Genomic DNA, 17,358 nt, shown 5'->3' with positions numbered 1-17,358 from the left:
GGTAACGAGGCGGCCCCGCCTGCCGATCGTGGCGGGCTGGGCGTTTGTGGTGCATCAAAAAAAAACCGGGGGGCCCCGCGCCCCCCCTTTCCGTATCTGAAGGCTGATGGAACGTGGATTAGAAATCCATGCCGCCCATGCCGCCCATGCCGCCGCCGCCCATGCCGCCTGGCATGCCGCCGCCAGCCGACTCCTTCTTCGGAGCCTCCGCGATCATGGCTTCGGTGGTGACCAGCAGGCCGGCGACCGAGGCCGCATCCTGGAGAGCCGTGCGCACGACCTTGACCGGATCGACGATACCCATGGCGATCATGTCGCCATATTCGCCGGTCTGGGCGTTGTAGCCGAAGGTCGGACCCTTGTTCTCGAGGATCTTGCCGGCAACGATCGATGCTTCCGCACCGGCGTTGGCCGCGATCTGGCGGGCCGGAGCCTGCAGCGCACGACGCACGATGTTGATGCCAGCGGTCTGGTCGGAGTTGGCGCCGGTTGCCTTGATGTTCAGCGAAGCGCGCAGGAGTGCGACGCCGCCGCCGGGAACGATGCCTTCTTCGACGGCCGCGCGGGTCGCGTTGAGGGCGTCATCGACGCGGTCCTTCTTTTCCTTGACTTCGACTTCCGTCGCGCCGCCGACGCGGATCACCGCAACGCCGCCGGCGAGCTTCGCCAGACGTTCCTGCAGCTTCTCCTTGTCGTAGTCCGAAGTGGTCTCTTCGATCTGCTGCTTGATCTGGGCGACGCGGCCCTGGATCTCTTCCTTCTTGCCGGCGCCGTCGACGATGGTGGTGTTCTCCTTGGAGATCGACACCTTCTTGGCGCGGCCGAGCATGTTGAGGCCAACGTTCTCGAGCTTGATGCCGAGGTCTTCGGAGATGACCTGGCCACCGGTGAGGATGGCGATGTCTTCCAGCATGGCCTTGCGGCGATCACCGAAGCCCGGCGCCTTGACGGCGGCGATCTTCAGGCCGCCACGCAGCTTGTTGACGACGAGCGTGGCCAGAGCCTCGCCTTCGACGTCTTCCGAGATGATGACCAGCGGCTTCGAGGTCTGCACGACAGCCTCGAGGATCGGCAGCATGGCCTGCAGGTTGGAGAGCTTCTTCTCGTGGAGAAGGATGTAAGCGTCTTCCAGATCCGCAACCATCTTGTCGGCGTTGGTGACGAAGTAGGGCGAGAGATAGCCGCGGTCGAACTGCATGCCTTCGACGACCTCGAGTTCGGTCTCGGCGGTCTTGGCTTCCTCGACCGTGATGACGCCCTCATTGCCGACCTTCTGCATCGCTTCGGCGATCATCGAGCCGACCGAAGCATCGCCATTGCCGGCGATGGTGCCGACCTGGGCAACCTCTTCCGAGGTCTTGATCTTCTTGGCGTTCTTGATCAGCGTTGCGACGACGTCGGTTACCGCGAGGTCGATGCCGCGCTTCAGGTCCATCGGGTTCATGCCGGCGGCAACCGCCTTGTGGCCTTCCTGAACGATCGACTGCGCCAGAACGGTCGCGGTCGTGGTGCCGTCGCCGGCGATGTCGTTGGTCTTCGAAGCAACTTCGCGGACCATCTGCGCGCCCATGTTCTCGAACTTGTCTTCAAGCTCGATTTCCTTGGCAACGGTGACGCCGTCCTTGGTGATGCGCGGGGCGCCGAACGACTTGTCGATGACGACGTTGCGGCCCTTGGGGCCAAGCGTGACCTTCACTGCGTCGGCGAGGATGTTGACGCCGCGCAGCATGCGCTCACGGGCATCACGGGAAAATTTTACGTCTTTGGCAGCCATTTTTAGCTCCTGGCAGGGGCTTGAATTGAGCCCGAAGATTTAAGTGACGGTGAGGCCGATATTCAGCCGATGATGCCCATGATGTCGGATTCCTTCATGATCAGAAGGTCTTCGCCATTGAGCTTGACTTCGGTGCCCGACCACTTGCCGAACAGGATACGGTCGCCGGCCTTGACGTCCAGCGGGACGAGCTTGCCGGCTTCGTCGCGGGCGCCGGAACCAACGGCGATGATCTCGCCTTCCTGCGGCTTTTCCTTAGCCGTATCGGGGATGATGATCCCGCCGGCAGTCTTGGATTCGGATTCAACCCGGCGTACGACCACGCGGTCATGAAGCGGGCGGAACTTCGACTTTGCCATTTTTTATTCCTCGATGAGAATGGTGAGAACAGTTCCTCCGTCCGGCGGCGCCGGACCTGGTTAGCACTCACCAATGGCGAGTGCTAACGTGGCGCTGAAATAGGCTGGCGGCATGCGAGAGTCAAGGCGCTCGTTGAGCCGATCGATGCCGGACGACGAACTATTGGTGTCTTGGCGAACCAAGTACCAGCAGCGGGCATCGTTCCGCCAGCGGATACGATCCGCTTGGCACGACGCGCACTTCGTCGAACCAGCCGTTCGCCTCGTCGACGAGCATGGCAAGCGTCGCGAAGCAGTAAGTCGTTTGGGAACCCGCATAGACATCGATGGTGCCGATAGACGCCACGCTCCACCCCGTTCGCGCGGCGAGGGCGGCGCGGTCCGGGAAGGTCTTGTCAAAAGCGTCGCGGATCACCTGCACATTTATGGCGCGATCGGAATCGCTGGTCGCACACGCCATGGCGATCCGCCATTTGAGCGCGTGGAAATTCTCAATTCCGCCGGCCAGGGCTTGGGCCTTGATGTCCTGCAGATCCTCGAACGCCTCAGGGCCGGCGAATACGCGGATCGCCGCACGGCTGCCGGGCTTCAGCACTCTGGCAACCTCGCCCAGGAGGGCGCGGCGAGCGCGTGCGGAATCGACGACCGTCAGACAACCGTCGCCTATGACCGCGCCGACGCTGGCGTGGCCGAGCGGAAGGTCCAGCCAGTCCCCGGTCGTTGCCTTGCGGCAGGGGCTATCGCCCGGCCATACGCCCGAAACCATGGCGGCGGATCCGTCGACGGCCAACATCGTCTTGCCGAGGCCGGCCAGTTCCGGGGTAACGCCCAGCAGCAGAACGTTGGCTTCGTCAAGATCAAGCTCGCGCTCGACAATGCCAACTGTCTCGGCAGTCGGCCGGAGCGGCGCCTCCAGGAGCATCCAGTGGCGGTGATAATCGTCCCAATGATTTGTCATGCAGGCTCGTCGGACCTAAGAAGGTCTGGCATCAACTGCTCATAACCGCTTAACGGAAGTGGTAAGGACGACAAGGGGGGACAACTGTGGCGCATGTCGTCGTCATAACACATGAGCACGATCGCTTCCTAGGCAAGCGCGATATCCTGCTGCGCAGGGATAGTCCCTATCTGCTTTTCGACGTTCTGGGAGAATTGAAAAGACGCGGCCATTCGGTTCGGATTCAGCAAGGTCTGTCGAAGACATACAGCGCCGACGTCGCGGTTCTGCATGTCGATGCGACGATAACGCCCGCAGACTATCTCGACTATGCACGGCGTTTCCCATTCTGCCTCAATGTCGGGACGGCCGACATATCCAAACAACGGATTAGCGGAGCGTTAGTGAACCAGGGAGACGTTTGGCAAGGCCCGGTTATCGTCAAAAGCAATCTCAACAATCAAGGCATTCCGGAGACTCTCCTCAATCGGCGAGCGCGGCGCGCGAGGAAACCACCGCCACTTCCTGATATGCCAGTCCTGCAGCCCTATGAGGTCTACGGATCTCTCGGCGATGTTCCGGATGGCGTCTTCGAACGCGACGATCTGGTCGTGGACAAGTTCATTCCGGAGAAAGAACCCGATGGTTTCGCGGCGCGGTTCTGGGTGTTTTGCGGAGAGAGCGAACGCTGCACCCGCTACGTCTCGCCAAACGCGCTGGTCAAGGCGTCCGAAACGATCCGTCGCGAGCCTGTCCCCGTTCCCGACGAACTGCGTGCTTTGAGACACGAACTCGGTTTCGACTATGGCAAGTTCGATTTCGTCATGCATGAGGGCAGGGCCGTACTCCTCGATGCGAACAAGACCCCGGGCCGCCCCAAAAACCTGGTGAAGATGTTCGCGGCCGGCGCTTCCTATCTCGCCGACGGCTTCGAAGGCCTCATCCGTCGGATCGGATAATGCGGTGGGCTTGGTCCAAACTAATACTTGACCAAGTCAACTAAATTATTGACTATGTCGGGCAGGAGGATGCCATGACGATTCATCATCAACCCGGCAAGGAGCGGATCGATGCGGTGCGGGGCTTCAACCGCTTCTACACCCGCCAGATCGGCCTGCTCGACGAAGGATGGCTGAAAAGCGCCTTCTCGCTGACCGAGGCTCGTGTGCTCTATGAACTGGCGCATCGCCACGGGCTGACCGCCACCGATCTTGCGCGCGATCTCGGTCTCGATGCCGGCTATCTCAGCCGGTTGCTGAAAAAGTTTCAGGAGCGCGGCCTTGTGGAGCGCGCTGCGACGGAAGCCGATGCGCGGCGCTCGTCGATCGCGCTGACGCCGGCGGGGAGGGCGGCCTTCGCGCCGCTGAACCAGGGTTCGCACGATCAGGTCGCGGCCTTGCTCGACCGGCTCCCGGATCCGGAGCAGGACAGGCTGGTCAAGGCGATGCAGACGGTGCAGCGCCTGCTGGGCGAGAGTGAAGAGCCCAAAATTCCCTACATGCTGCGGCCTTTGCAGGTCGGCGACATCGGCTGGATCATTCATCGCCAGGGCCTGCTCTACGCGCAGGAATATGGCTGGGACGAAACCTATGAGGCGCTCGTCGCCGAAATCCTCGGCGCCTTCGTCAAATCCTTCGATCCGAAATGGGAACGCAGCTGGATCGCCGAACGGGAGGGGGAAGTCGTTGGCTCGGTCTTTGTCGTGCGCCAGTCGGACACGGTGGCGAAGCTGCGCCTGCTCTACGTCGAGCCCTCGGCGCGCGGTCTCGGCATCGGCAAGCGACTGGTCGAGGAATGCATCGGCTTTGCCCGTGCTAAGGGATACAAGACGCTGACATTGTGGACCAACGACATTCTCGTCTCGGCGCGCCGCATCTATGAGGCGGCGGGCTTCAAGCTTGCCGAGGAAGAGCGCCACCATTCCTTCGGCAAGGATCTGGTCGGCCAGAACTGGAACCTGGAGCTGTAGCGTTTCTCACCCCTTCACCGGTATCCAGATTTCCAGCCCGCCATTGCCGCTGCGCGGATCGAATTCGGGGCCGTAGCGCTCGAATTCGGGCGCATCGGCGATCTCGTGCCCGGAGGCCGGCAGCCATTTGTTCCAGATCGTGTTGACCGTGCGGCGGATGGTCGAGATGTGGTCACGATGGGCGAACACGGCGTATTTCTGCGCCGGCACGCGCACGCGCGAAAACTCCCTCGGTAAATCCGAAAAATCGGACACCTCGACACCGGCGATGTAGTCGAAATTGCCGGTGTCGTCGCCATTGACGCAGACGCCATAGGCGACGTCGCCGATCTCGCCTGGAATGTTGCCGATATAGGGGCCGAACCGCTGCCATTGCATCGGGATGCCGGCGCTGGTTTCGCAGCTATAACGTTCGCCGAGACCGGCGATGAGAAACGGCCGGCTGGTCTCAAAACGCGGCGGCTCGAGATTGGTGAGGAAGGACTGGTCCATCAGGATCGGCTCCACGAGATCGAGGTTGTCTAGCGAGCCTTGCGCGCGCACCAGTTCCGGCGTGGTGCCGAATTGGTCGCGGAAGGCGCGGGTGAAGGCCTCATGCGAGGCATAGCCGGTGTCGAGAGCGAGCGAGAGGATGTCGGGTGCACCGGCGGCGAGCTTGCGCGCCGCTTCGGTCAGCCGGCGAGAACGCATGTAACCCATCACCGAACGGCCGGTCGCCGCACCGAAAGCCCGCGTCACGTGAAAGCGCGACACCCCGCTGCTCTTGGCGACATCGTCGAGCGAGACGGATTCCGGCAGATGGCTTTCGACGAACCACAGCGCTTTCTCGGTTGGATTCATGTGGCTCCTTGCATGGGCTCGGGTCTTCGCGTCGGCAGGTCATCGTGCCGTTTCCTGGAGCTCGCAGTTTGATCGAAATTGCGCACCGCGCAAATCGCGACGGCGGCCGGCAGTCGAAGGCGTCAGGCGAAAGAGCTTGACAGGAGCAAGCAACGTCTTTTAGGTAGTAACGTTATTACATAACGAGATCCATATGACTCCTTCTAACAAGACCCTAGCTCTCGTGGCTTTCCGAGCCCCGGAAATTTATTGCGCTGTGATTGGCGGGAAACTAGGCTGGGCGACTGATGGTCCCCGAGTCGAAAGGCGAGGGGTGAAAAGGGAACACGGTGAGATCTTCGGATCGAGGCCGTGGCTGCCCCCGCAACTGTAAGCGGTTAGCAAGATCCGAAATGCCACTGGCCGGCAAGGCTGGGAAGGCAGGATGGCGCAAAGACCCGCGAGCCAGGAGACCTGCCATCGGCTTGAGTTGACCGGACGGGGTGTGCCGGGAGGAGACGTGGACATCGGTCTTGTCGGCCGATCGGTCCAGCTTCCTTCCGTCGCCATTGAGAAAGTGACGGTAAGTTGGACGCCTCCCAGCCTCTTCTTGAAGCGCGCGAACTGAGCGCGACGGCGAATGGCCAGCGCCTGGTCAGCGCGGTAAGCCTTTCGGTGGCGGCGGGCGACCGCCTCGCCATCATCGGCCCCAACGGCGCCGGCAAGACGACTCTGTTGCGCATGCTATGCGGTACGCTGCGGCCAAGCGCGGGAGAGGTGAGATTTTCCGGCCGCCGGCTGGAGACGTTCTCGGCCGCCGAGCGGGCGCTGCGCATGGCGGTCGTCGGCCAGACCGATCAGCCCGATCCGCGGCTTGCCGTAATAGACTACGTCGAGCTTGGGCGCGTCCCGCATGCCGGTTTGCGACGAAGGAGCGAGCAACGCGACATCGTCGTCGAAGCGCTTCGAAGGACCGGCCTGCTGCCGCTGCTCGGCCGCACGATCGGCTCGCTGTCCGGTGGCGAGCGGCAGCGCGCCCAATTGGCACGCGCCATCGCCCAGGAGCCTAAAATCCTGTTCCTCGACGAACCGACCAATCATCTCGATCCGCGCGCCCGCAGCGAACTTCTCGAACTTGTGTCGCAGTTTGGCATGACCGTCGTGGCGGTGCTTCACGATCTGTCGCTGGTCACGCCATTTGCCACCAGGGTCGCGGTGATGAACGAGGCCCGCCTGCAGGCACTCGCCGGTCCGCGCGAGGCGCTGACCAAACAGTTGATCCGCGAGATTTTCGGCGTCGACGTGCTTCGGCTGCGCCATCCCACCGAAGACCGCGAACTCACGGTCTTCGAAGTTCCAAACCGCGCCTCTTCCGATTTAACCAAGGAGCAACATCCGTGAAACGCCTCGCACTGTCTTTTGCTTCCCTCCTGCTTGCCCAGACCGCCTTGGCTTTTCCGGTAACTGTCGACAGCTGCGGCACGCCGCTGACCTTCGATGCCGCGCCGAAGCGCGCCGTCATCCAGGATCTGAACATGGCCGAGATGGCCTTCGCGCTGGGGCTGCAACCGTCGATCGTCGGCCTGACCGGCATCACCGGAGGGTACAAGGTCGGTCCGGAATTCAAGGCCGAGCAGGGCGCGATCCCAGAACTCGCGCCGAAATACCCGACGCTCGAAAGCCTCGTCGCCGTCGAGCCCGATTTCTTCTTCGCCGGCTGGTACTACGGCATGAAGCCGGGCGGCGAGGTGACGCCCGATACGCTGGCGCCGCACGGTATCAAGACGTTGGTGCTGACGGAAAGCTGCGTCCACCTCGACAGCAACCGCCTCGCCGCCTCGATGGACCTGCTCTATGGCGACGTCGAGAAGCTGGGCAAGATTTTCGGCAAGGAGGCCAAGGCGAAAAAACTTGTTTCCGACTGGAAAGCGCAACTCGCCGAGATCACGGCAAAGGTCGGCGACAGCAAGGGAACGCGGGTGTTTCTTTACGACTCCGGCGAAGACAAACCCTTCACATCAGGCAAGTTCGCGATCCCCAGCGCGATGATCGCCGCTGCCGGCGGCGACAACGTCATGGCCGACATGCAGACGAGCTGGGGCAACACGGATTGGGAAACGGTCGCCTCCCGCAATCCGCAGTTCCTGGTCCTGCTCGATTACCAGGACGGCGGCGGCTACCGCAAACTGCTCGATTTCCTCAAAGCCCATCCGGCGATGAAGGAGACCGATGCGGTCAAGAATGAACGCTTCGTCGCGCTGCGCTATGCCGAACTGACGCCCGGGCCGGCCAATATCGAGGCGATCGGCAAGATCGCCAAGGCGATGCACCCGGAAGCTTTTTGATTCTGGCGTCGAAATTCTGGTCAGATGCTTGCGTTGACGAATCGCATGCCTTGGAGGTTGGCCGAAACGCCCATCGCTTCGTCATCCTGGGGCGGAGCAAGGAGCGAAGCGACGCGGCGCAGACCCCAGGATCCATGCCGTGACTTCAAGGCGCTGCTGCGGTGCAGAATTCTGCTCCGTGGCACTCTTCGCTCAAGGTTACGGCATGGATCCCAGGGTCTCCGCGACGGAGCTTCGCTCCTGCTTCGCCCTGGGATGACGAAGCTGGAGAGGCTTCGGCCAATCTCGAATGCCGGCGAAGCAATGGCATGCGTGAAAACGTGAGCTTGCTGCATAAGCCATTCCTACCGGCCATGATTGCGGGGGCGGCAGCGGTGGCCGTTCTTGCACTGTTGTCGATCGCCTATGGCTCGACGGTGATCCCGCTGACGGACGTCGTTGGCGCGCTCGGACATGCGGCCGGACTGGGCGGAGACATCGTGTCCGGTCCGGTCGGCAAGATCGTCGTCGATCTCAGGCCGCCGCGCACGATCATGGCCATCTGTGTCGGCGCCGGGCTGGGCGTCATCGGCGCGCTGCTGCAGACGGTAACGCGCAACGACCTTGCCGACCCATTCCTGTTCGGCCTGTCTTCCGGTGCCGCGGCCGGTGCAGTTTCCGTCATCACCATTTTTGGCGACCGTTTCGGCATCTGGACCCTGCCGGTCGCCGCCTTCACCGGCGGCATATTGGCCGCCGGCATCGTGCTTCTGCTGGTTTCCAGAGTGAGGGGGCAAGGCCCCGAACGGCTGATACTGGCCGGCCTTGCCGTCTCGTTCATGTTCACCGCCTTGACCAATTATCTCGTCTTTGCCGGAGACCAGCGCGCCGCGCACTCGGTGCTGTTCTGGACGATGGGCGGGCTCGGATTGGCGCGATGGGACAATGTCGGGCTGGCTGCTCTGGGCGCAGGCACCATCCTTGCTTATGCGCTGTGGAACCACCGTCGGCTCGACGCTTTCCTTGCCGGCGAAAATGCCGCCGAAAGCCTCGGCGTCCCGGTTGTGCGGATGCGCAGGACGACATTTCTCGTCGCCGCTTTCTCGACGGCGATCCTTGTCTCGGTCGCCGGCGTCATAGGTTTCGTCGGCCTGATGATCCCGCATCTGTCCAGGACCCTGGCCGGCCCGTTGCACCTGCGCCTGATTGCAAGCTGCGCCCTGTTCGGAGCGGTGCTGTTGCTGGCAAGCGACCTTCTGGCGCGCACGCTGCTGCCGCCGCAGGAACTGCCGATCGGCATCATCACCAGTTCGGTTGGTGCTTTCTTCGTCGTGACGATGCTCATTCGCAATCGTTCGGCATGACTGTCATGCAAGTTTGCCGCCTTCTGGCACAATGCTGCTCCTTGAATGATGAGCACGCTTATAATATATGCCGCTTATGGTTTCCGACGGCATCGACAGATTGGGCTTTTTGATCCACGACGTGCAGCGCCTGATGCGCAAGCGCTTCGAGGCGAAGGCCAGCGGGCTCGGCCTGTCCTCGGCGCAATGGCGGCTGATGGTCCGCGTCGCCAAGGAAGAAGGCATCACGCAGGCGCGGCTCGCCGAACTCCTCGAGATCGAGCCGATCAGCGTATCGCGCCTGGTCGACCGGATGGAGGAGGGCGGCTGGATCGAGCGTCGTGCCGACGCTGCCGACCGCCGCGTCCGCATGATCTTTCCAACTGCCAAGGCGAGCGAGGCCTACGCAGAGGTCAAGAGCCTCGCTGGCGAAGTCTATGAAGAATCGCTGACCGGCGTGTCGCCGCAAGATCGCCGCGTCCTGATCAAGGCGCTGGAGGCGATGGCCGAAAACCTTGCGGACGGCGACACGGCGTCCTGCGAAAAAGTCAAGAATACAGAAGGCGCAGCAGCATGAACGCGGTAGCCAAAGTAGATGAGAATGCAACCAAGCTGGAGATGGAAGCTCCCGCGCAGCCGGCAGCTCCGGCTACGGTCGCTCCGCAGCTAGCGCCGGTGGCGCCGAAGAAGAAGCGCCGTGCCGGCCGCTTCCTTTTGATGTTTGCGCTCCCCGTGGCGTTGATTGCCGGCGGCAGCTACGTCTGGGTGACCGGTGGCCGCTACCAGGAGACGGAAAACGCCAATCTGCAGCAGGCCAAGGTTTCGATCGCCGCCGACACGGCGGGCCGCATCGTTCAGGTCGACATTTTCGACAACCAGTCCGTTAAGCAGGGCGATGTGCTGTTCGTCATCGATCCCGAGCCCTACCGGATTGCATTGGCCCAGGCCGACGCCGCGGTGGCCGCCGCGCGCCTCAATGTCCAGCAGTTGCGTGCCGCCTACAGCCAGGCGATAGCGCAGGAGAAGTCCGACGCCAGCCAGGTCGACTACGCGCAGTCGCAATACGACCGGGCCGCCGACCTTGCCCGCAAGGGCATCAATGCCAAGTCGTCGCTGGACGAGGCCAGGAACGATCTCGACAAGGCCAAGCAGCAACTGGCGGTGGCCGAGCAGGGCATCCTCAGCGCCAAGGCGGCACTTGGCGGCAATCCCGATATCGAGACCGACAACCATCCGACCGTGATGGCAGCGCTCGCCGCGCGCGACAAGGCTGCCTACGATTTGGCGCAGACCACGGTCAGGGCACCGGCCGATGGCATCGTCAGCCAGGCTGCCTCGTTCAAGATCGGCCAGTATGTCGGCTCGGGCACGCCGCTGTTTTCGCTGGTCGAGACCGGCGATACCTGGATCGATGCCAATTTCAAGGAAACCCAACTCACCCACATGAAGCCGGGCCAGAAGGCCGAAATCGTGGTCGATACCTATCCGGGCAAGACGTTCGAAGCCACGGTCCAGGCGATCGGCGCCGGCACGGGGGCCGAGTTCTCGCTGCTGCCCGCTCAGAACGCCACCGGCAACTGGGTCAAGGTCACCCAGCGCATTCCGGTGCGCCTGCAACTGGCCGATGCCGATGCCAAGATGGCGCTGCGCACCGGCATGAGCGCGACCGTCACGGTGGACACCGGCGTGGCGCGGGGCTTTCCGAGCATCTTCGGCCACGCCACGGCGGGCGAGCACTAAATAGAATTACTCGCCATTTTTTGCGAACTGAATGACAGGATCGGTCCGATGGGAGGTGGCGAAGGGTTGAGGGTATGAACCGGGCCGCGTTGCTGCCTGACCGAATCCTGAACAACCCGACGTAGCCCTTCGGTCCTTAGGCTTCCGGGCGGCAGGCGCCCGTTTATCGAGACGCTCGGTCGATGTACCCCCCACATCGATAGTCGCGTCCCACCGCGATGAGGTCTCTCCATACGGAAAGGCCGCGCCGCCCGGAAACCTCGCGCATCGGCCCGAAAATCGGAATCGATTTTTCGGAAAGCACGATGCGCTGACTCAAGGTCGCTCTTGTGTACACGTTTTTATTATCTGCCGGAAGTTCCGCATCATGAGCACGCCAGAACCCTTTCGCGAAGTGCCGCACCGCGGCCTGATCACCGTAGCGCTGATGCTGGCGACGATCATGCAGGCGCTCGACACCACGATCGCCAACGTCGCGCTGCCGACCATGACCGGCGATCTCGGCGCTTCCCCCGACAACATCAACTGGGTGCTGACCTCCTACATCGTTGCCGCGGCGATCATGACGCCGGTGACCGGCTGGCTGGCCGACCGCTTTGGCCGCAAGGAGCTGTTCCTGACGGCGGTGGTCGGTTTCACCATCTTCTCCATGCTGTGCGGCCTGGCATGGAGCCTTGAAACCATGGTGCTGTTCCGCCTCATGCAAGGCGTGTTCGGCGCGGCGATCGTGCCGCTGTCGCAGACCTTCCTGCTCGACATCAACCCCAAGGAACGCCACGGCCAGGCCATGGCCATCTGGGGCGCCGGCATCATGCTGGGGCCGATCCTGGGCCCGACGCTCGGTGGCTGGCTGACCGAGAATTTCAACTGGCGCTGGGTGTTCTTCATCAACCTGCCAGTCGGCATCCTCGCCTTCCTCGGCATGGCCGCCTACTTGCCGGCCGTTGCAAGGCGGATACGCAGCTTCGATTTCTTCGGCTTCGCCATGCTCTCGCTCGGCGTCGGCGCGCTGCAGCTGATGCTGGACCGCGGCGGCGAGGTCGACTGGTTTTCCTCGGTCGAGATATGGATCGAGCTGGGTCTTTCCATCACCGGCTTCTGGGTGTTCATCATTCACACCTTGACGGCGGAGCACCCCTTCATCGACCCGAAGATATTCCTCGACCGCAATTTCGTGACCGGGCTGGCATTCATCTTCGTCATGGGCGTGCTCATCCTTGCCAGCATGTCGCTGCTGCCGCCAATGCTGGCGACCATCTTCGGCTATCCGACCATGACCATCGGTGTGGTCATAGGTCCCCGCGGCATCGGCACGATGGTTGCGATGCTCCTGGTCGGCCGCATCATGCACAGGATCGATGCCAGGATCCTCGTTGTCATCGGCTTCTTGCTGACCGCGCAATCGCTCTACACCATGTCCGGCTTCTCACCGCAGATGGACAATTGGCTCATCCTCAGCTCCGGCGTCATCCAGGGCCTTGGCATGGGAATGGTGTTCGTGCCGCTGTCGACCGTGGCCTTCGCCACGCTGGATACACGCTTTCGCACCGATGCCACCGCGCTGTTCAGCCTGGTGCGCAATCTTGGCTCGTCGATCGGCGTATCGGTGGTGACGGTTCTGCTGGTGCGCAACACCCAGGTCAATCACAGCGAGCTCTCGGCCCACATCAATCCCTTCAATCCCAATCTCTGGGCGGCGTCGCCGGCGGCGGCGAGCGGCGATCCGACCGCGCTTTCCCAGATGGATGGCATGGTCAATATCCAGGCGATGATGATTTCTTACGTCAACGACTTCAAGCTGCTGATGATGATGACGCTGTTCGCCATCCCGTTCGTTTTCCTGCTGCGCAAGCCAAAAGCTGGTCCGGCCGCCGGCGGGGCGCCCGCCGCGCATATGGATTGATGAACGAGTGGCGGAAGAGGCCTACTTTCCCAGAACTAGGCTCCAGTACCGCCGCGAGCTGTCGCGGCCGTCCCGCACATAGGCCAGGCCGAAGCGGGTGAAGCGCGGGTCGAGCATGTTGCGGCGGTGGCCGGCCGAATTCATCCAGATCTCGAACAGCTTCTGCTGGTCGAAGCGGCCCTCGGCGATGTTTTCGGCAGCCGCACCGGTGATGCCGTTGCCCTTGACGCGCGAGGCAAATCCCTTGCCCCAGCCGGTGGTGTGGGTCATGCGGCCGCCGCGGGCCATGTAGCCGGCCTGCTGCAAGGCTGCCCGTTCGAGCTGAGGATCGGCGACTAGCGTCGCGAGGCCGGCCGAGGCGCGGATGCTGGTCAGCGTGCCAACGGCGGAGGCAGAGACGCCGGCGCCTTCTCCGGTAGGCAACACAGTGGCGCAGGCAGCGAGCCCGGCCAGCGCGGCAAGGCCGGCGCCTTTCAGCAGCGTGCGCCGGTCAAGGCTTGGTCGGCTTTCGTAATTTTCGATTTTCGCAGCATTCATGCCTGCCTGACATAGCAGTGATCATGGCTTTTGCCGGGCAGGCGATGAAAAATCTCGCCCACTGCGGTTCGTCTTGTCGGTGGTAAAATCCGACGCGTGGTGCCGACACGTATACCGAGAAAAGCTTCCGGAAGGCCAGCATAGCGTAAGCCAGTGACAGGGTCGCGCCTGGATCTCCCGAAAAGCGGACCGTTGACACCGAGATTGTGGAGGCGATGATCGCAATCTGCGACGAGTTCGACTCCTACTGTTATCGCCGCCTTGGCGCGGCTCTGCGTCAGTAAGGGCTCGGCACCGAAAGCGACCACGATGGGCCAATCTTCAATGTACAGCCGACCATTTTCGCGACGACTGCAATGGTGTAGCGGATGTTGACGACCGCCTTATTCCTTAGAGGGTGAGGATGGATCCAGGTTTTCCGACTGCGTTCAGGATCGAGCTTCCGAAAAGTACGATGCAGCAAAGTTCCCTTTCAGAAGCGTTGTCCGGTGCACGTAAGCGCCGATGGCTGGGTGCGGATCCCGCTCTCTGTTTCGTCCTAATCTACTTTGCGTTGCAGATCATTTTCGTAACCTTCGTGTCGAACGGGGCCAGCACGGACGATGCCGAACAGCTTGCCTATGCCGGATCCTGGCAACTGGGATACGGCAGTTCTCAGCAACCCCTCTACAGCTGGATCGTCAGTGCGGCCACGGCCGTTTTCGGCGTCAATCTGTTTACGCTGCAGCTGGTGAAGTTCGGCCTTCTCGCCAGCATGTATGCCAGCGTTTATTGCGGCGCCCGGCTGCTCGGACTTGGCCGGTGGGTTGCGGCGGCAGGCGCGCTCGGAATTTTTCTCCTGCCGCCGATCGGCTGGGAATCGCAGCGCGCCCTTACCCATTCGGTCGTAGGTGTGGCGGGCTGCGCCTGGACGTTCTTCTGCTTTGCCTGGCACATGAAGTCGAAATCGTGGTTCTTAGCCGTTGCACTTGGCTTAGCGACGGCGGCTGCGCTGCTTGGCAAATTGAACGCGACGTTCTTCATCCTGGCATTGTTGGCCGCCGGATTTTCAGTGTCGGATTACAGGAGGACACTTCTCTCGTGGACCGGCTTGCTAACCCTGGTCGTTCTGGTGGCCGCGCTTGCGCCGGTAGGGCTATGGATGCTGGAGCATAGCCATCATGTGACCGCGCGGTCGAGCAAGTTCGCGTTCGACAACAGCGGAAGCCTTTTGATCAGCCGGGCGACCGGCATTGGAGTGATGCTGCTGAAAACAGCTCTGTTTTCCTGTGTCGCGGTGATTCTGTTCGCCATCGCGGTCTGGCGCAACCGCGCCGACATTATTTCACGATCGCGTGCAATGGGCACTGGCGAGCGCTTCGTCGTCTTGCTCGTGTCATGGAGCCTTGGGGTGGTATTCGTCGGTATCGTCATCAGCGGGGCGACGCGCATCGAGGACCGTTGGCTTCAGCCAGTCCTTTTTCTTTTGCCGCTTTTGTTGGCACTGCTTTTTTCGTATCATGTCCGCGGCGACAGGGGCCTGCGGCAGATCGCGTTCTGGAGCGCTATGGCCGCTCTTGTCATCATGCCGGTGCTGGCACTCAACCTTTCCTACGGAAGGGCGGGAAAGCCGCCGATCGGGCAGTTGGATTACAAGAGCCTCTACGAACGGTTGCGGGAAGCAGGAGACTTTCAGGTCGTGGTTTCCGAGGGACCGCAGATTCCAGGGAATCTGCGGCTATACGATCCAGACTTGGTCGTTGCCTATCCGGCGATGCCGGGCGCGGCATCTCGTATAAGACAGCCTGTTGTCGCGGTATCAACGGGTGAGCTATCTCAAGGTGTGTTGAATTTGCTCGCCGCCGCGGGCATCAGCTCCAGTCATGCCGAAATCAGGCGAACGACACTTCACTACGTCAGCCAGCCGGATCTGACCCAGGACGTCAGCTATATCTTCGTGCCATAAAGGCCAGATTAGCATTTTCCATCGGTCAGGATTTGATCCGAATAAATACCACTGTGTTTGCCGTCAACGTAGGATATCGGAAGCGACCTTTACAAATCTAAGGTCAAGTTTAGCGGCACGGGTGTTTCCGATGTCGTCGAATACCTTGGGCCGCTTCTCGATGGCCTGCCATACCTCAAGGTCCACAAAGAGGTCGGTTCAGGAATGGCCGCTTTAGCCCATATGGCTCTCGATTGCGGACAGTCGGGTTACGTCTCAATAGGACGTTCATTGTTCTAGACGCAGAGCGTCGGCAGTCCGCTGCCCGCGCATTCCGATACTCGGCACGGACATCAAGTCCCACCCAAGCCGGTTGTCCAGCCTCGGGTATCAGCCATCAGATTTTCCCTACTGGCTATTCCGCCGCCACGAGCCTCGTTTCCAGCGTCGACGAGACCCGACCAGCCCGATCGTCCTCGGTCTCTTCCCACCAGTCGCCGAGCGCGTCGATGAGCGGCACAAGCTTGAGGCCTGGCGCTGTGAGCTCGTAGTCCACGCGTAGCGGGTAGCCGGCATGCGCCGTTCGCAGCACGATCCCGGCTTCCTCCAGCTTGCGCAGTTCCAGCGCCAGAATACGGTGCGAGACGGTCGGGTTGTCACGCCTCAGGTCGCTGAAGCGCTTGGTCCCATCCTTGAGATAGTAGAGCAGCAAGGTGGGCCAGCGGCCGCTGAGCGCACGCATGGCCTCTTCGATCGGGCAGCTTGAGACGACGTCTTTCATGGGCGGGCACCGTGGTGGTTACAGAATAGTGCGTAATTTACATGGGACGACCAGCGTTTAGGGTCAAGCTTCGCTGCGCAGCGTGATCCCTAAACATGGAAGAGACAAAGAAATGGAACCTATCCTCCTTTACGGCATCCCGCTGGGAAGTTCGATGGGGCTTGTCGCTGCTTTTGAACGCCTCGGACAACCCTACCGCCTATGTCGTGTCGACATGCTCACTGAAATGAAGAACGACGCCTATGCCAGCATCAACGGCCGCCAGGAAACGCCGGTATTGATCACGGACGAGGGAAAGGTGCTCACCGAGACCATGGCGATTGCCGCCTGGCTCGAAGCCCGCGACACGCAACGTCGCATCAGCTTTGATCCTCGCTCGCCGGAAGCCGACCGGATGCATCAGCTGATGGCTTTCGTGAACACAGGCTTCACCGCCGCTTTCACGCCGCTCTGGGTGGCATATGAAATGGAATCGGGCGAACCGGCCCTGTTGGCGACCTTGCGCGACTTCGGCCGCAAAGCCGTTAGCGATCGCCACGACCGGCTTGAGGCAATGATCACCGACAGCGACTTTCTGGTCGGCGACCGCCTGACGCTTGCCGACACCACGCTGATTGGCGTGGCGCGCTGGGCGGAGTTCCACCAAGCCGTCGACGGGGCGAGCTACCCCCAGCTGGCTGCGTTGCGGGGCAGGATCGAAGCCGATCCGGCCGTGCGGTATGCGCAAGCCATCGAGGATGGCGAAAAGCCCGCTGGTTCGGGCGCCTGCCTCGGCCATGTCCCATTGGCCGAGGTGATCGAACGCTTCGCTGCCTGACGAGGTCAACCGCGCGGCGCCATCACCAGGCGCCCCCCGGGGGGGGCGCCGCGCTCGGCGATGACGTCGCGAATGACAGGGGAGGGTGATGACGGGGAGTTGGCCATGATGTCTGCCTCTCAGGGTGGATG

The 17,358-nt window shown here is 62.0% G+C and carries 16 protein-coding genes and 1 riboswitch; of the genes, 10 read left to right on the top strand and 6 right to left on the bottom strand.

The window, feature by feature from the left end; all coding sequences use genetic code 11:
* Positions 1-118: 118 nt before the first annotated feature.
* The 3 genes from groL to AC0L26_RS29345 all read right to left on the bottom strand — a co-directional run bounded on the left by groL (position 119) and on the right by AC0L26_RS29345 (position 3,091).
* The gene (gene groL, locus AC0L26_RS29355) at positions 119-1,774 is read right to left on the bottom strand and encodes a chaperonin GroEL (protein ID WP_473635711.1); all 1,656 of its coding nucleotides are present in this window, start codon (positions 1,772-1,774) and stop codon (positions 119-121) included.
* Positions 1,775-1,836: 62 nt separating this feature from the next.
* Positions 1,837-2,133, bottom strand: a complete 297-nt coding sequence (gene groES / locus AC0L26_RS29350; RefSeq protein WP_006203049.1) for a co-chaperone GroES — start codon at positions 2,131-2,133, stop codon at positions 1,837-1,839.
* A 160-nt stretch (positions 2,134-2,293) separates the two neighbouring features.
* Positions 2,294-3,091, bottom strand: a complete 798-nt coding sequence (locus AC0L26_RS29345) for a class I SAM-dependent methyltransferase (RefSeq protein ID WP_473635709.1) — start codon at positions 3,089-3,091, stop codon at positions 2,294-2,296.
* Positions 3,092-3,177: 86 nt separating this feature from the next.
* Here AC0L26_RS29345 and AC0L26_RS29340 point away from each other — a divergent pair, with 86 nt between their 5' ends.
* Both AC0L26_RS29340 and AC0L26_RS29335 read left to right on the top strand, forming a co-directional pair.
* On the top strand, positions 3,178-4,029 hold the full coding sequence (locus AC0L26_RS29340) for a hypothetical protein (RefSeq protein WP_473635708.1): 852 nt from the start codon (positions 3,178-3,180) through the stop codon (positions 4,027-4,029).
* Between the two features lie 74 nt (positions 4,030-4,103).
* A complete protein-coding gene (locus AC0L26_RS29335; RefSeq protein WP_473635707.1) occupies positions 4,104-5,039 on the top strand; it encodes a bifunctional helix-turn-helix transcriptional regulator/GNAT family N-acetyltransferase in 936 nt (311 codons plus the stop codon).
* A 6-nt stretch (positions 5,040-5,045) separates the two neighbouring features.
* Here AC0L26_RS29335 and AC0L26_RS29330 read toward each other — a convergent pair whose 3' ends face one another.
* Entirely contained in the window at positions 5,046-5,879 is an 834-nt protein-coding gene (locus AC0L26_RS29330) for a GyrI-like domain-containing protein (protein WP_473635706.1), read from the bottom strand.
* Between the two features lie 271 nt (positions 5,880-6,150).
* Positions 6,151-6,354: riboswitch (cobalamin riboswitch) on the top strand.
* Positions 6,355-6,446: 92 nt separating this feature from the next.
* On the opposite strand from AC0L26_RS29330, the gene AC0L26_RS29325 reads away from it, so the two are divergent.
* The 6 genes from AC0L26_RS29325 to AC0L26_RS29300 all read left to right on the top strand — a co-directional run bounded on the left by AC0L26_RS29325 (position 6,447) and on the right by AC0L26_RS29300 (position 13,168).
* Positions 6,447-7,259, top strand: a complete 813-nt coding sequence (locus AC0L26_RS29325) for an ABC transporter ATP-binding protein (RefSeq protein ID WP_473635705.1) — start codon at positions 6,447-6,449, stop codon at positions 7,257-7,259.
* Entirely contained in the window at positions 7,256-8,203 is a 948-nt protein-coding gene (locus AC0L26_RS29320) for an ABC transporter substrate-binding protein (RefSeq protein ID WP_473635704.1), read from the top strand. The genes AC0L26_RS29325 and AC0L26_RS29320 overlap by 4 nt, the downstream gene beginning before the upstream one ends.
* A 308-nt stretch (positions 8,204-8,511) precedes the next feature.
* A complete protein-coding gene (locus AC0L26_RS29315) occupies positions 8,512-9,546 on the top strand; it encodes a FecCD family ABC transporter permease (protein WP_473635703.1) in 1,035 nt (344 codons plus the stop codon).
* 76 nt (positions 9,547-9,622) lie between these two features.
* Positions 9,623-10,102, top strand: coding sequence for a MarR family winged helix-turn-helix transcriptional regulator (locus AC0L26_RS29310; RefSeq protein ID WP_473635764.1), 480 nt, complete (start codon positions 9,623-9,625; stop codon positions 10,100-10,102).
* Positions 10,099-11,265, top strand: coding sequence for an HlyD family secretion protein (locus tag AC0L26_RS29305; RefSeq protein WP_473635702.1), 1,167 nt, complete (start codon positions 10,099-10,101; stop codon positions 11,263-11,265). The genes AC0L26_RS29310 and AC0L26_RS29305 overlap by 4 nt, the downstream gene beginning before the upstream one ends.
* Before the next feature lie 367 nt (positions 11,266-11,632).
* On the top strand, positions 11,633-13,168 hold the full coding sequence (locus AC0L26_RS29300; RefSeq protein WP_473635701.1) for a DHA2 family efflux MFS transporter permease subunit: 1,536 nt from the start codon (positions 11,633-11,635) through the stop codon (positions 13,166-13,168).
* Between the two features lie 21 nt (positions 13,169-13,189).
* Here the strand turns inward: AC0L26_RS29300 and AC0L26_RS29295 are convergent, their stop codons facing one another.
* Entirely contained in the window at positions 13,190-13,705 is a 516-nt protein-coding gene (locus AC0L26_RS29295) for a CAP domain-containing protein (protein WP_473635700.1), read from the bottom strand.
* Positions 13,706-14,108: 403 nt separating this feature from the next.
* On the opposite strand from AC0L26_RS29295, the gene AC0L26_RS29290 reads away from it, so the two are divergent.
* The gene (locus AC0L26_RS29290; protein WP_473635699.1) at positions 14,109-15,650 is read left to right on the top strand and encodes an ArnT family glycosyltransferase; all 1,542 of its coding nucleotides are present in this window, start codon (positions 14,109-14,111) and stop codon (positions 15,648-15,650) included.
* Between the two features lie 394 nt (positions 15,651-16,044).
* Here AC0L26_RS29290 and AC0L26_RS29285 read toward each other — a convergent pair whose 3' ends face one another.
* A complete protein-coding gene (locus AC0L26_RS29285) occupies positions 16,045-16,410 on the bottom strand; it encodes a winged helix-turn-helix transcriptional regulator (RefSeq protein WP_473635698.1) in 366 nt (121 codons plus the stop codon).
* 112 nt (positions 16,411-16,522) lie between these two features.
* Between AC0L26_RS29285 and AC0L26_RS29280 the strand changes: the two genes are divergently transcribed.
* Entirely contained in the window at positions 16,523-17,227 is a 705-nt protein-coding gene (locus tag AC0L26_RS29280) for a glutathione S-transferase family protein (protein ID WP_473635697.1), read from the top strand.
* Positions 17,228-17,358: the final 131 nt, after the last annotated feature.

Source organism: Mesorhizobium sp. WSM4823, assembly GCF_055811195.1.
This window is presented reverse-complemented; position numbering and strand designations above follow the sequence as displayed.

Excerpts from the sequence above, each read along its gene's own strand:
- AC0L26_RS29305 (WP_473635702.1), top strand. The coding sequence starts at position 10,099 with ATGAACGCGGTAGCCAAAGTAGATGAGAATGCAACCAAGCTGGAGATG.
- AC0L26_RS29300 (WP_473635701.1), top strand. The coding sequence starts at position 11,633 with ATGAGCACGCCAGAACCCTTTCGCGAAGTGCCGCACCGCGGCCTGATC.
- AC0L26_RS29280 (WP_473635697.1), top strand. The coding sequence starts at position 16,523 with ATGGAACCTATCCTCCTTTACGGCATCCCGCTGGGAAGTTCGATGGGG.
- AC0L26_RS29335 (WP_473635707.1), top strand. The coding sequence starts at position 4,104 with ATGACGATTCATCATCAACCCGGCAAGGAGCGGATCGATGCGGTGCGG.
- groES (WP_006203049.1), bottom strand. The coding sequence starts at position 2,133 with ATGGCAAAGTCGAAGTTCCGCCCGCTTCATGACCGCGTGGTCGTACGC.
- AC0L26_RS29295 (WP_473635700.1), bottom strand. The coding sequence starts at position 13,705 with ATGAATGCTGCGAAAATCGAAAATTACGAAAGCCGACCAAGCCTTGAC.
- AC0L26_RS29330 (WP_473635706.1), bottom strand. The coding sequence starts at position 5,879 with ATGAATCCAACCGAGAAAGCGCTGTGGTTCGTCGAAAGCCATCTGCCG.
- AC0L26_RS29290 (WP_473635699.1), top strand. The coding sequence starts at position 14,109 with ATGGATCCAGGTTTTCCGACTGCGTTCAGGATCGAGCTTCCGAAAAGT.
- AC0L26_RS29310 (WP_473635764.1), top strand. The coding sequence starts at position 9,623 with ATGGTTTCCGACGGCATCGACAGATTGGGCTTTTTGATCCACGACGTG.
- groL (WP_473635711.1), bottom strand. The coding sequence starts at position 1,774 with ATGGCTGCCAAAGACGTAAAATTTTCCCGTGATGCCCGTGAGCGCATG.
- AC0L26_RS29345 (WP_473635709.1), bottom strand. The coding sequence starts at position 3,091 with ATGACAAATCATTGGGACGATTATCACCGCCACTGGATGCTCCTGGAG.
- AC0L26_RS29285 (WP_473635698.1), bottom strand. The coding sequence starts at position 16,410 with ATGAAAGACGTCGTCTCAAGCTGCCCGATCGAAGAGGCCATGCGTGCG.
- AC0L26_RS29315 (WP_473635703.1), top strand. The coding sequence starts at position 8,512 with ATGCGTGAAAACGTGAGCTTGCTGCATAAGCCATTCCTACCGGCCATG.